The sequence below is a fragment of the Leptospira hartskeerlii genome (genome assembly GCF_002811475.1).
In the GTDB taxonomy this organism is placed as follows: Bacteria; Spirochaetota; Leptospiria; order Leptospirales; family Leptospiraceae; genus Leptospira_B; species Leptospira_B hartskeerlii.
The window spans coordinates 172,251-186,095 of sequence record NZ_NPDL01000003.1 but is presented as its reverse complement, the minus strand read 5'-3'; the positions used below and the strand labels follow the sequence as shown (position 1 = coordinate 186,095).

Genomic DNA, 13,845 nt, shown 5'->3' with positions numbered 1-13,845 from the left:
TCTTTCTTCCTGGAATTTATGCGCAAATCAGAATTCTTTTTGTTTTAGAAAAGCAAATGACGATCGGAGAATTTCCCAAAAGATGGCAGAAAAATCCGGATACTCGGTTATGAGCGCGCCAAAATATAAATTCCAAATCAAGGTTCCGGGAACTTCCGCCAATTTAGGTTCCGGCTTCGATCTATTGGGGTTGGCGTTCCAGATCTATAACGAATTTATTTTTGAATTCGGAAAAACTTCCGAGTTTACTAGAAAGGTTAAAGGATCTTCTGCACCTGTGTTTACGGATGATGAGGATCTAGTTTTACAATCTTATAAAACGTATTTTTCCTTATTTATATCTTCCCAAACTAAGTCATCTATTTCTCCCGTTCCTTATTCTGTGACTATGGAATTAGGACTTCCTTTAAAGGGTGGCTTGGGATCCAGTGCGAGCGCAGTGGTAGCTGGATTTTCTGCTGCCAGATTCGCTCATGAAAAATATTTCCCGGATACAAAACTTCCGAGCGAATCTGAGTTCTTATACCAACTGGCCTTACTCGAGGGTCACCCTGACAATACAACTCCTGCTTATTTAGGAGGATTTGTTTTCTCTTATTTTGCAGAAGATAAACTTTATTATTTTAAGAAGAAATTCCCTAAGAATATACATTGTTTCTTTCTCATTCCTGAATTGGAGATTTCAACCAATCATTCCAGGAAATGTCTTCCGGATACTTATCCTGTTTCTGATATTATTTTTAATTTAAGTAGAATGTCTACTTGGTGGGAATTTTTAGAATCCGGAGAACCTGGACTTCTAAAAAGGGCGTTGGAAGACAAGATCCATACTCCTTACAGAATGAATTCCGAATTTCCACTTTTGCCTCTAGTGCAAGAAATCGAAAAATCTGCAATAGGCGTTTCTCTTTCAGGAAGTGGTCCCGCCGTTCTTGTTTATACAAGAAGAAAGGATTCCAAACGTCTGGAGAAAAAGTTCTCAGAGCTTACAAAACAATTCTCCGAAAAATCAGGGATTACCTGCAGGTTAGTTCGTCTTTCTCCCGATACTGGTGGAGCTAAAATCTCTTTTAAAAAGATCTCTTAATCTTCTTCAGAAGATCTTTCTTTTCCGAAAGAATAGAGACCTTTTTTATCCCTGGACCGGGTAGAAAGTCCAGGATGGATCTTTTGGACGGAGAATATGAATTTCATTCTTTCCTTTCCAAGTTTATTCACAAAAAAGTTAGAAGTAATTCCTATCTCGAAGTATTGGGTCATACGATCCTTGATGATCTTATCAGAGATCCTAAAAGATGCAGTCTGTCCAATGATCTCATGGCTTTCCAATTTTTCCTGGGATTCCATTTTAGCAAAATGCTGCATACGTGGAGGTTTCATTATCGCAGGACCGGAACGATTGATTAGAATATCATAATCTTCCGTATCTTTTCCTTTTTTCAATACGAATACTAGGTGATCATCTTGAATGGACTTGCAGAGGGTAGGGATGTCTCCATAGACTTGCCCAACTGAAAATTTATAAAATCTGGTGCTTTCCGGAACTACGATTTCGTAGGTATCTCCTTCTTCAGGAGGGTCCATTTGGCTTGGGCGTGTTTTGGCGGCATACGGGCGAAGAACTTCCCAATAAAAAAAGAATCCCATTCCTGAAACTGCAATGAGTGACAGGACGCCTAAGGCTAAATCCAGCTTGGGTGAAAATACAAGACCTAACTCAAAAGCCAAGTTTTAGCCTTTTAAATCTATCTTACCGCGACCGGTTTTCATTTCTGAGACCGAGCTAAATCTGGAACTTACGATCATAGATAAAAGATCCTTCATTTGTTCGGGACTGATTACTTGGCTCAATCTTTCTTCTGCACTTACTGGACTCGGCTTCATTACCAATTCATCTGCGCCATGCTCGTTTTTCAATTTGATTCCTTTCCGATCGGCAGTTTGGATTTCCAATACATCTCCGACCTGTTCCTGTTCGGGTTTAACTTCTTTCTGTACCGGGGACCAAGTCACCGGATACTGTCCCGAATGTATCCCATTTACGTTCATAAACCTAAACCTCCGTTTTCAGGTCTCTATTAATTCCTATCGGAAATCAGATCGCTTGCTTAATTTTTTTTCGAAATAATTCCTTTATAAGCCTGAATTTGAACGGTTTTTTTACCATGGATATAGGCGGATTTCTGCCTTTTTCGCCATCCGAATTATTCGTTTGCCTCCCATACTCAGCTTTCTAAATTGGCAGCTAGGGGAGCTTTTCTCCCTTTGGTAAGGATATTATGTCTGAAGAAACTTCTTCCACTCTCTTAGACCGTGTTTTCGGTCAGAAATTTAAGGCGACACTTCCTTGGGTCTTCTTAGCTTACGTTCTATTATCAATTCATCCTATTGTGAAGTTCTTTATACCGGAACATTATATGAGGATCGGGACTTTCGGATTTTATACCATCTCCGATGTGAAAAAAGATAACCCGGCTGCTTATCGCAAATATCTGCAAGAAAACAACCAGCAGATGTATAGAATGTTCTCACAGCTTGCTTCCCAAGAAATCCTAAAAAAAGAAGCAGCTGCTAAAGGAGTTCCTGTAGAAGAGCTGACTAAGTTTGGAAGAGGGTATGAGCCGGTCCAAGACGAAGTGGTTGCAGCATATAACCAATTCAAAAATGAGCCAGGCTTAAAAGGAAAACCTTTAGCTGCAGTCCAAGGTGAGATCGTAAAATATTTAAAAGCGGTCCAAGCGGATAGAGAAAGACAATCATTCTTCGGAAGAATGAGAGAAGAGTATAATACTGAGATCATCGGACCGGAACTTCCTCCTCCAACTAGAGTTGCGATCGAGGCAAGTGAGAATCCAACAATCGGACCTGCTGATGCAAAAGTTACTATTGTAGAATTTTCAGATTTCGAATGTCCTTATTGTGCGATGAGCCAGACTACTACTAAAGCGCTCAGAGAACAATATAAGGATCAGATCAAATGGGTCTTTAGGGATTTCCCTATGGACTTCCATAGAAACGCAATGTTCGCTCATGTTGCCGCAAATTGTGCGATCCCTCAGGGAAAATACTGGCAGTACAATAGCCTCCTTTTCGAGAACGGAAGAAAATTAGAAAAAGGGAATGTGATCAGACTGGCTCAGCAAGTTGGTTTGGACATGGGAGCCTTCAATCGTTGTATCGCTGACGAGGACAAGATAAAGAGCGAGATCGAAGCAGATATGCAAGCAGGGCAAAGTTACGGCGTAAACGGAACACCTGCATTCTTCATTAATGGTATTTTAGTGGAAGGCAATATGCCGATCCAAAATTTCACGAAGATCATCGACGAAGAGCTGAAAAATAACTAAGCTCTAGTATATAAAAAGTTAGGAGTTTCAAATGGCAAAAACAGTTAAGGTAGCAGTTACGGGTGCCGCTGGGCAGATCGGATATTCTTTATTATTCAGGATCGCATCAGGTCAAATGTTCGGAGCGGATACTCCGGTAGAGATCCAGATGTTGGAACTGGAAGCAGCTCTTCCTGCTGCTAAAGGTGTGATCATGGAATTGGAAGACTGCGCCTTTCCTCTTTTGCAAAAAGTAAGTGTTTCTCCTGATCTGGATGTCGCTTTTAAAGATATTAACTGGGCGCTACTTGTTGGTTCCGTTCCAAGAAAAGCTGGAATGGAAAGAAGTGACCTTCTTAAAATTAATGGTGGGATTTTCGTAAACCAAGGAAAAGCGATCGAGAAGAACGCTTCTTCCGACGTAAGAGTTCTGGTAGTCGGAAACCCTTGTAACACAAACTGCTTAATTGCTATGAACAATGCGAAAGGAGTTCCTTCCGATCGTTGGTTCGCAATGACCAAACTGGATGAGAACCGTGCAAAATCCCAACTTGCGATCAAGTCTGGAAATTTGGTAAAAGATGTATCAAATGTTGCGATCTGGGGAAACCACTCTTCTACTCAATATCCTGACTTCTATAACGCTAAGATCGGTGGAAAAATAGCAACCGATGTGATCAAAGATCATGATTGGTTGAAAGGTGACTTCATTAAGAACGTTCAACAACGTGGAGCTGAGATCATCAAAGCAAGAGGAGCCTCTTCCGCTGCATCTGCTGCTAACGGAGTTGTGGATACTGTTCGTCAGATCATCACTCCCACCCCGGCAGGAGATTGGTTCAGCGTTGCCGTTACTTCTGACGGTTCGTACGGAGCTGATAAGGGACTTATCTTCGGATATCCAGTGAAGTCTGACGGAACTAAAGTTGAGATCGTTAAAGGATTGGAATTGAACGACTTTGCAAAAGAGAAATTCAATATCACTCATGACGAACTTAAGTCAGAAAGAGACGAAGTAAAAGGGATGTTATAATCCCTTCGGAAATCCTGTGCAGGAAACTCCATCCACGAAACTTCCTTTCTTTTCGGAGCTTCCTGCCTTCTTTTCCAGGTTAGAATCTCAAAAGAGGATCCGAGTCTTGGATCCTCCTTCTGGTCTGGACCTCTGCTCCAATGATTATCTGGGGCTTTCTAAGCATCCTGAAATTATCCAAGCTTTAAAAGAAGGGATCGATATCTACGGTGCAGGTTCCACTGCAAGCCGCTTAGTTAGAGGTCATCGAACAGTATTCGAAGAATTAGAAAATGATTTTTCAAACTGGGTGCAATCTGAAGATTCTCTCTTCTTCGCAAATGGTTATGCAGCGAATTTAGGAACGATTTCCTGCGTTGCAGATCCTTCTTATACGATCTTTTGTGATCGTAAGAATCATGCTTCTTTAATGGATGGTGTCCGACTCTCGGGCGCCAAAAAAGTATATTATAAACATTCCGATCTAAACGATCTAGAAGACTCTTTAAAAAAATATTCCGGTTCCAAGCATAAGATGATCGTAACCGAGTCCGTATTCAGTATGGACGGCGACAAAACTGATATACGCGCATTATTATATCTGAAAGAAAAATACGGAGCATTACTTTATGTAGATGAAGCTCATGCAATCGGACTTTTCGGGAAAGAGGGCTCTGGAGTTTCCTTAGAAGAAAATATTCCCGGAACTTCCGAAGTGGATTTTAGAATGTCTACTTTAGGAAAGGCTCTCGGTTTAGAAGGTGCAGTCATCTCTACCACCAAAGATGCGAGAAAGTATTTACTTCATTCTGCTCGAACATTCGTATTTTCCACAGGTTCACTTCCTGCAATTGCGCACGCTGGAAGGGTTGCAATCCGTCTTGCAAGACAGATGGATGATGAAAGAAAAATTTTGCTCGAGAATTCTGAATTCTTTCGTGATGCTTTGCATAAAACCGGAAGAGATACAGGAAATTCTAATACTCAAATTATACCTATACTGTTAGGTTCGGAAGCAGAAGCATTGGAACTTTCTTCTCGTTTGGACCAAAATGGATTCCAAGCAAAGGCGATCCGTCCTCCTACAGTGGATGTTTCTAGGATCAGGGTCTCTCTTAATTCTAAGATTAGCAAACAAGATCTAGAAAAATTCGTACAATTGGTTCGGGAGAATTAAGTTTGTCCATCTTTGTAACCGGAACCGGGACCGATATCGGTAAAACATTTTTCTGTTCTCTTATGATGGCTAAGTATGCCGAAGAGCTTGGGCTAAAATATTTAAAGCCCATCCAAACTGGTGCGGATTCGGACAGAGTGAAGATCATGAATCTTACCGGACTCAACGAATCTTATTTTTTAAAAAATTATTATACATTCGAACTTCCTGCTTCTCCTCATTTAGCTTCTGAAATGGAAAATACTACCGTTGATACCGATGAACTTTCCAGGCATCTTTTCAGTATAAAAGACGCTAAAATTTTGGTAGAAGGTGCCGGAGGTCTATATGTTCCTCTGAACCGTTATTATTTTACAGTCGACCTAGTGGAGCAGGCGAAAATCCCATTGGTATTAGTAGCTTCAACGGAACTCGGAACGATCAATCATACGTTATTGTCGATTGAAGCTCTTAGAAAAAGAGAGATTAAGGTTTTAGGAGTCTATTTTATAGGTCCTGAAAATCCACTTCGCTCGGACAATATCAGGACCATCATAGAAGCGGCTGAAATAGGGCTTTTGGGGACATTTCTTCTTCCGGAAAGAAAGTTGTCTAGAAAGGAATTCTTAGATAAGGTTGTAAAAGAATTCGATCCGGACAGGATCCTCCCGGACTTACTTTTCCCTTGATCTGGCACCCGTACACAATCCAACTAGATTCCGATCCTCCTTTAAAGATAGTCTCTGCTAAGGGAGAATTTCTATATGATGAAAATGGAAAAGAATATATAGATGCAATCTCTTCTTGGTGGGTCAGCATCCACGGTCATAACCATCCTAAACTTGTGGACGCCGTTAAAAAGCAGTTGGATTCCTTGGATCATGTACTTCTCGCAGGTTTTACTCATCCTCCCGCATTAGAACTGGCTCATGAACTTTTAGAATTCACCAATTGGAATTTTCGTAAGGTCGTCTATTCTGACAATGGGTCCACCGCTTTGGAGATCATGTTGAAGATCGCTCTTCAGTATTTTAGGAACCAAGGTAGACAAAAGAAAAAGGTATTTATCAACTTCTCTTATTCTTATCATGGAGACACAATCGGAGCAATGAGCGTAGGAGGGGACTCAGTATTCAATAGAGTCTTTCAAAGCCTTTTGTTTCAGACTAAAAGTTTTCCTTCTCCCGCCTGTCATGATTGCCCGGTTTCTAAATCACCACATTCCTGTGCAGAAGATTGTTTGGATGAGTTAGAGGCGTACTTATCCGCTCACTCCGAAGAAGTAGTAGGAGTTGTAATGGAACCTTTGATCGCCGGTGCAGGCGGAATGTTATTCCATAAACCAAGCGTTCTTACAAGGCTTAGAGAGATCACAGAACGTCATGATGTGCTTCTTCTTTTGGACGAAGTATTTACCGGTTTTGGGAGAACTGGGGCAGACTTTGCCTATCAAAAAGCAGGGATACGTCCTGATATGATAGCGCTCGCAAAAGGACTGACTGCTGGAATTCTTCCTTTGGCAGTTACTTTGGTGAGAGAAGAAATTTACAAAGAATTTTTGTCCTCTGAACCTATGAAAGCATTCTATCATGGTCACACTATGACTGGATATCCGCCAGGCTGCGCTTCTGCACTTGCTTCATTACGAATTTATAAAGAAGAAAACAGACTCGCAGATGTAAAAAAATTGGAGTCTTATTTGGAGGAAGGTTGGGCCAAACTAAGAGTTGAATTTCCTGATAAGATCAAGAATACAAGAGTGCTCGGTTCGGTAGGTGTAGGAGAACTTTTTACAGGAAAGATTCGCCCAGGTTATGTGAATCCATTTGCGAGAGAGTTCCGTAGGATTTGCCAAGAGAATGGAGTGATACTTCGCCCACTCGGGAACGTGATATATATCACTCCTCCATATAATATTTCCAAATCTTCTTTGGACAAGGTGTTCCAAGCGGTCCGCGAAGGCCTCTCTGCTTATAAAATCGAAGATTGACGAACACTCGTTTTTAAGTTCAATTATAGATTGCCAAGGAAAACACTGCTTCGGAAACTATCGGCAGAATGAAACTTAGTCTAGAAACTCCCCAAGCCACTGCAGAAAAAGTATTTTCAGAGGTGCCAAGCATTATCGATCGGGAGGAAACACATGCAATTCTAAGTGGCCAAGTCCCATTGACTGAGGCTTTGGACAGGGCATACAAAATCCGCGAAAAATATTTCGGTAAAACAGTTCGGATTCATGTTCTAGACAATATTAAGAACGGACATTGTCCGGAAGACTGCGGTTATTGCGCTCAAAGAAAGAATGCTGATTCTGGGGTCCAAGAATATTCTATGAAATCTCCTGAGGAGATATTCCAAGATGCGGTCCAAGCAAAGGAAAATGGTGCTTACCGTTTCTGCATGGTTACAGCGGGAACAGGACCTAATTCTCTAGCAACCGAAAAGCTGGCATTCACAATCGAGAAGATCAGCAAAGAATTGGGACTAAAAGTTTGTTTGTCCGCCGGTCTATTAGATAGAGAAAAAGCAGAACGTTTAAAGGCGGCCGGTCTTGATAGATACAATCATAATCTGAATACTTCTAAGGCACACTATCCAGAAATCTGTGACACTCATACCTACGAACAAAGAGTAGAGACCATCACCCATTTGATGAAAGCAGGAGTAGGGATGTGCTCCGGTGTGATCGTTGGAATGGGGGAATCACTTTGGGATCTAACGGATGTTATATACGAGATCAAAAACCTAAAAGTAATCTCCATTCCGGTGAATTTTTTCATCCCTGTTGCGGGACATGCGATTAAAAATCCGCAAGGTTTAACCCCGGAATTTTGCCTTAGGACTCTCATTGCATTTCGTTTGGTGAACCCTGATTCAGAGGTCCGTATTGCTGCAGGAAGAGAAGGACATTTAAGAGGACTGCAAGGAATGGCTTTATACGCTGCTAATTCCTTATTTGCAAGCGGGTATCTGAACGTAAAAGGTTCCGATGCCGCAGACACTATCCGGATGATCCTAGACTCAGGATTCTATCCTGAATTCTCTTCCGGTGTGGGAGAAGAAATAGATTGGGAATCCGCTCTCGGAAAAGACCATCCTTATGCTCCTGAAAATTTCCCGGAACTTTACAAATATCGGAAATCCTTGAAATAGTTTTTTTGGGTTAAGATCCAAAATCGTATAGCATTTTCCGACCCAGTATGGGAAGATTCCCAAGCTCGGTGGTTTTCCAAGATTAATTTCGGAATAGATTGAAACTCTGGTAGGGGTGAAAATCCTGGATATAACGGAGATTGTCGGATGAAATATAAAATAGAGATCAATAAACTAAAAAACGGCTATATTGAAGCCAAATTGATCGATACAGTTTCCAACAACCCAATTGAATTTCGTATTTGCGACACAGAAGAATATCTGCAGGCTCAGATCGCTGACTGGCATAAAAGATTTCACATGAAAGAATCCGAGAACTGAGAGTTTTAAAGGGATTGTTCAAATGAAAGTATTAGGGATTTGTTTTTTTCTTCTTTCCCTAATCTCTTGTTCTGTTTTCCAACCCAGGACAATATACGACTATTATAATCCAGATTTCAAATGTGTGGACAAGGTAGGTATCCGGGATTCCGACGAATGGGAATCCTACCAGAAATTGTATCTGGAAGCAGTCCTGATCTACACAAATGAGAATGAAAAATTAAAAAAAGCGAATATAGTTTTCGTAGGAAATAGCCTGATCGCAGCTATTCCACCGGATCTGATCCAAGCGGATTTTCCAGGTTCTGTAAACCGAGGGATTGCCGGAGATATGACGGAACTTCTTTTGAACCGTTTGGACTCCACCGTCCTGAATCTAAAACCTTCTACTATTATCCTAGAAATCGGTGGAAACGATATTCGCGACGGTAAATGCCTGGATTATATAGAAGGGATTCATAGACTTCTGGTCCAAAAAATTAGAACCAGCCTTCCGAACACAAAGGTGCTTATTCTCGGAATTCCGCCGGTTTTAAGCCGAAATGTGAATTCTGTATCTCCTATTGTAAATGCTTGGCTTTTACGGATCGCAAATGAGAACCAAAATGTCCAATTCTTGGATATCTGGCCTGAGTTTCGACAAAAAGAGATTCCTTTTATCCGAGAAGAATTGGCATTTTCTTATGATGGAAAAAAAGATCCGATCCATATCAATAGAGACGCCTATATCATTTGGCTTCGCAAAATTAAATCCCTTTTACGTTAATCTAAGTGCTCTTATTTTTCAGTCCTAAAAACGATTCGGATCCCCAAAGATTATCCGAGGCACTTTCCGACCGATTCAAACAACCTGCTTTTATCGAAAGAAGATCGGAAGTTTCCAAAGAATACGTATGCGATGTTTGGAATATAGATAATGCTCTTCCAAGAGAAGAATTAGTCTATCTCAGACAAGAATTACAAAGATTCCGTAAAATTGATCTGATCCAAATCTCTTCCTTTTTAAACAATGACGTATTGTTTTGTTTCGATATGGATTCCACTTTGATCCAAGAAGAAGTCATAGACGAACTTGCAAGATACGCAGGTGTTTATGAAGAAGTCGCACATGTGACAAAGGAAGCAATGGAAGGCAACCTGAACTTTCACGAAGCTCTCCAAAAAAGATGCCATTATTTGAAAGATCTTCCTGTTTCCATATTTGACGAATTGTATTTTAAATTACATGCAAATCACGGTGTCCCTGAATTGCTCCAAGGTTTAAAGAAGAAGAACGCGAAAACCGCAGTATTCAGCGGCGGATTTATAGACATATTAGAAAGATTTAAACAAGAATATTCCATTGATGAAGTTCGTGCAAACTATTTGGACCGAGTAGGGGATAAACTTTTAGGAACAGTATCCGGAACTGTAGTCGATAAAAATATCAAAAGAGATTCTCTTTTGGAACTTCAATCTCGCTTTCAAATACGCAAAGAAAACATCGTAGCTGTGGGCGACGGCGCAAACGACCAACTGATGTTAGAGGCTTCCGGTATCGGGATTGGATTTCATGCGAAAGAAGGTCTTAAGTCCAATATTTCCAACTGGATAGACTTTGCTTCTATGGATGTTCTTCTGTATTTATTTGCTTAATTGAAATTGGGACCGCGGTGTAGGAATTCCAACATCGCCGCTCTATAAATTAACCTCGAGAACTAACTCTCTTCTTCCAATCATCCAAAAGTTTTAAAGCTTCTATAGGAGTCATAGAATCAATCGGAAGATCCGTAATCTCTTTTTTAAAGTCCTGCCAGAACTGACTGTCGCCGTTAGGTGCGCTCATATCTTGGAATAAAGAAGGTTCCCTGGTTTGGATACGTATTTCTTTCTTCCTGGATTCCATATCTGTGAGAATTTCGGCAGCTCGTTTTACTACGGAATCTGGAACTCCTGCAAGTTGAGCCACGTAGATACCGAAAGATTTTTTAGCCTTACCTGGTTTTACTTTTCTTAAGAAGATGACCTTATCATCCTTCTCCACGGTTTCCATATGAAGGTTCCAAACTCCGGGAAGTCTGGCGAGTTCGGTAAGTTCATGGTAATGGGTCGCAAAGACAGTTTTAGGTCTTGGGTGCATTTCAGAAAGAGATTCCAAAATCGCCCAAGCAATACTCATTCCGTCGTAGGTAGAAGTTCCTCTTCCAACTTCATCAAAAAGCAATAGAGATTGAGAAGTACAGTTTTTTAGAATATTCGCAGTTTCTTTCATTTCCACATAGAATGTGGACTCTCCCGCATTCAGATTATCTCCAGCTCCGATACGAGTGAATAGTTTGTCTAAGATCGGAAGTTTTGCAGTTTCAGCCGCCACACTTCCGCCGATCTGGAATAAGATCTGATTAATTGCGATCTGCCTCATGAATGTGGACTTACCGGCCATATTGGGACCAGTTAAGATGGCGATTGAGTTTTCTTTTCCATCCAAGCCCACATCATTTGGAGTGAATTTTGCCCCAACCGGAAGGCTTGCTTCCACCACAGGGTGTCTGGAAGATTTCATTTCTAAGTTGGAATCCTCACTCAGTTCAGGGCGTATCCAGCCGAATTTTTCCTCCGCCTTTAATAGTGAAATTTGGAAATCAAGATCTCCGAATTCTTCCGAGACAAGAAGTAGTTCGGAAGAATATTCCAAAACGGTTTGTACCATTTTTTCAAATTCTGCCTTCTCCACTTTTTGGATGATCTCATCCGCTTCTAAAATCGTTCTTTCTATCTCTTCTAGTCTTGCAGTGGTAAATCTTTCCGAAGTAACTAGAGTTTGTTTTTTGAGATATTCTTTAGGAGCCTGCTCCGCTTGTGCACGGGAGATCTCTATAAAATAACCAACGATCTTATTATACTTGATCTTGAGAGTGGAAAGTCCCGTTTTCTTCTTCTCTTCTGTCTCTAATTCTAAGATCCAGTCGGCACCTTTGGAACCTGCTTCTCGTGCTCTATCCAGATTTTTGTCGAAGCCATCTTTTAGAAATTTACCATTTCCTAATATAACAGGAAGTTCCTCCGTATGGATCCTTCCCTCAATATAATCCTTTAATTGATCCAATTTATCCGGTTTGGAGATCGGATATCCAAGAGGGGAAAGTAAACCTATGAGAGAATCCAAGGTTTGGATAGAAGAAAGGATCGTTTTGAAATCCCGAGGGTAGGCTTTGTTGCCTCTAAATCTACCTAGGATTCTTTCCAGATCTCCTAGGTCTTTGAGCGATTGAGTTAAATGAGCAAGGGGGATCCTTTTGATGATGTCCTGCTTTTCCCATCTGGATTTTAGGATGGCAGGGTCCGTTTCCGGAAATAAGATCCTCTGTTTCAGGACTCTTTTTCCTTTGGCAGTACTGCAAAAATTTAGAACTGAGAATAGAGTATGACCCTTGTCTTCTTTTTCGTTTTCGATTAGTTCCAGATTCAGGATGGTTTCCCTATCCATTTCTAAATAAGAACCTGTTTGTAAGATTCGTGGCTCTCTTAAGGTAAGAGTTCCATCCCTATAATTCTCTCTAATATAATATTCTAATGTTCTGGTAACAGTTTGGAATGGATCGTTAGAATTTTCCGACCCAACTTTAGTCGCATCTAAAACGGTTAATTCTCTTTCTCCGAAGTTTTGCCAAGTTCTGATCCTTTCTAAGTCTTGGGAGAATACACAAATTTCGCTGGGTTTGAATTTTACGAACTCCGATTCTAATACTTGGGTCCTGGAAATCGGGACCGCAAAATGTAAAACTTCTCCCGTAGAAACATCAGCCATTCCTACAAAGATCAAGGCAGCTTTCGGGACGAGCACGCATAGATAATTATTTTGGAAACCTGAAAGTAAATGTTCTTCGATCACTGTGCCTGGAGTGATGATCCTCACGACATCCCTGGTCATCAGTTTTGTATTTCCATCTTCCGGTCTAGATTGTTCGCAGACTGCTATCTTCTTTCCTGCAGAAAGTAATCTGGAAATATATCCGTCCTTGCTATGGAATGGGATCCCGCACATTGGAACCGAGTTTTGTCTTTTAGTAAGCGCAATGTCTAAAATTGCTGAAGCAATTTTCGCATCTTCCAAAAACATTTCATAAAAATCTCCCATTCGGAAGAATAGAATAGAATCTGGAAACTTGGCTTTGATCTCCAGATACTGCCTCATCATAGGAGTATCCAGCGCTTCTGTTAGATCAGGAGAATTAGTTTCCGTTGTAAGCGAATCTTTTTGCATTTCTAATAAAATTCCGAATGAGTTCCTGATCTTTATTTCCTGGAGAAGATTCTACACCACTTGCAACATCTACTCCGTATGCTTTTGTCTGGGAGAGTGCCTTTGCAACATTCTCCGGAGTAAGCCCTCCTGCAAGCAGGTAAGGTCTTCGGACTTCCGAGACCTGTTCCCAAGGAAAACTTTCTCCTGTTCCACCGCCCGCATCAGATTTATAGCTATCTAATATCAATAAATCTGAATTTAAAAAATGTAAAGAGTCATCGTTTACTTTTCCTCGAACACGATAGGAAAGTATTCTGGAATCCTTGGTTTGGTAGAGAGGAGAAGATTCTCCGGGAGCCAATGAGTCGTCGCTAACGTATTGGACATAGTCGTGTCGCAAATTTTTTAAAAGCGCTTCTATATATTGGGTTGAAGATTTATAAAAAAGGAATACGATTTTTGGACGTAAAAAAGAAGGAACAGAAGTATATAAATAGGTAATTAGGATCTCGGCTTCTTTCGGGGAAACAAGTCTTGGACTGGAAGAGACAAAATTGATCCCAATCAGATCGGCTCCTTCTTCCACGCAGACTTTTAGATCGTCTACTTTTCGTATTCCGCAGATTTTTACTTTAGGGGTTTGGGACATGGG

General features: G+C 40.9%; 14 protein-coding genes. 10 read left to right on the top strand and 4 right to left on the bottom strand.

Annotation, left to right across the window (positions count from 1 at the left end; translation table 11 throughout):
- Positions 1 to 109 precede the first annotated feature (109 nt).
- Positions 110 to 1,087 carry a homoserine kinase gene (thrB, locus tag CH352_RS06245; protein ID WP_100705968.1) on the top strand — a complete coding sequence of 326 codons (978 nt, stop codon included), beginning with the start codon at positions 110 to 112 and terminating at the stop codon, positions 1,085 to 1,087.
- Here the strand turns inward: thrB and CH352_RS06240 are convergent.
- On the bottom strand, positions 1,084 to 1,728 hold the full coding sequence (locus CH352_RS06240) for a hypothetical protein (RefSeq protein ID WP_100705967.1): 645 nt from the start codon (positions 1,726 to 1,728) through the stop codon (positions 1,084 to 1,086). The genes thrB and CH352_RS06240 overlap by 4 nt on opposite strands.
- A gap of 3 nt (positions 1,729 to 1,731) precedes the next feature.
- Positions 1,732 to 2,049: a hypothetical protein gene (locus CH352_RS06235; RefSeq protein ID WP_100705966.1), complete on the bottom strand. Its 318-nt coding sequence runs from the start codon at positions 2,047 to 2,049 to the stop codon at positions 1,732 to 1,734.
- A gap of 230 nt (positions 2,050 to 2,279) precedes the next feature.
- On the opposite strand from CH352_RS06235, the gene CH352_RS06230 reads away from it, so the two are divergent.
- From CH352_RS06230 to serB, 9 genes are all read left to right on the top strand, one after another.
- Complete coding sequence (locus tag CH352_RS06230; protein WP_100705965.1) at positions 2,280 to 3,347, top strand: DsbA family protein; 1,068 nt, start codon at positions 2,280 to 2,282, stop codon at positions 3,345 to 3,347.
- A gap of 31 nt (positions 3,348 to 3,378) precedes the next feature.
- Positions 3,379 to 4,359, top strand: a complete 981-nt coding sequence (locus CH352_RS06225) for a malate dehydrogenase (RefSeq protein WP_100705964.1) — start codon at positions 3,379 to 3,381, stop codon at positions 4,357 to 4,359.
- A gap of 97 nt (positions 4,360 to 4,456) precedes the next feature.
- Entirely contained in the window at positions 4,457 to 5,515 is a 1,059-nt protein-coding gene (locus CH352_RS06220; protein ID WP_423789692.1) for an aminotransferase class I/II-fold pyridoxal phosphate-dependent enzyme, read from the top strand.
- Positions 5,516 to 5,517: 2 nt separating this feature from the next.
- A complete protein-coding gene (bioD, locus tag CH352_RS06215) occupies positions 5,518 to 6,183 on the top strand; it encodes a dethiobiotin synthase (RefSeq protein ID WP_100705962.1) in 666 nt (221 codons plus the stop codon).
- Positions 6,180 to 7,484, top strand: coding sequence for an adenosylmethionine--8-amino-7-oxononanoate transaminase (bioA, locus tag CH352_RS06210; protein ID WP_100705961.1), 1,305 nt, complete (start codon positions 6,180 to 6,182; stop codon positions 7,482 to 7,484). The genes bioD and bioA overlap by 4 nt, the downstream gene beginning before the upstream one ends.
- Before the next feature lie 68 nt (positions 7,485 to 7,552).
- Positions 7,553 to 8,647, top strand: a complete 1,095-nt coding sequence (gene bioB, locus CH352_RS06205; RefSeq protein WP_100705960.1) for a biotin synthase BioB — start codon at positions 7,553 to 7,555, stop codon at positions 8,645 to 8,647.
- Positions 8,648 to 8,794: 147 nt separating this feature from the next.
- Positions 8,795 to 8,968: a hypothetical protein gene (locus tag CH352_RS19005; protein ID WP_008591702.1), complete on the top strand. Its 174-nt coding sequence runs from the start codon at positions 8,795 to 8,797 to the stop codon at positions 8,966 to 8,968.
- Between the two features lie 22 nt (positions 8,969 to 8,990).
- Positions 8,991 to 9,734, top strand: a complete 744-nt coding sequence (locus tag CH352_RS06200) for a GDSL-type esterase/lipase family protein (protein ID WP_100705959.1) — start codon at positions 8,991 to 8,993, stop codon at positions 9,732 to 9,734.
- Positions 9,735 to 9,826: 92 nt separating this feature from the next.
- Positions 9,827 to 10,603, top strand: coding sequence for a phosphoserine phosphatase SerB (gene serB / locus CH352_RS06195; protein ID WP_423789691.1), 777 nt, complete (start codon positions 9,827 to 9,829; stop codon positions 10,601 to 10,603).
- Between the two features lie 49 nt (positions 10,604 to 10,652).
- Here serB and mutS read toward each other — a convergent pair whose 3' ends face one another.
- Positions 10,653 to 13,211 carry a DNA mismatch repair protein MutS gene (gene mutS / locus CH352_RS06190; protein ID WP_100705957.1) on the bottom strand — a complete coding sequence of 853 codons (2,559 nt, stop codon included), beginning with the start codon at positions 13,209 to 13,211 and terminating at the stop codon, positions 10,653 to 10,655.
- Positions 13,180 to 13,842, bottom strand: a complete 663-nt coding sequence (locus CH352_RS06185; RefSeq protein WP_100705956.1) for a phosphoribosylanthranilate isomerase — start codon at positions 13,840 to 13,842, stop codon at positions 13,180 to 13,182. The genes mutS and CH352_RS06185 overlap by 32 nt, the downstream gene beginning before the upstream one ends.
- Between the last annotated feature and the right edge of the window lie 3 nt (positions 13,843 to 13,845).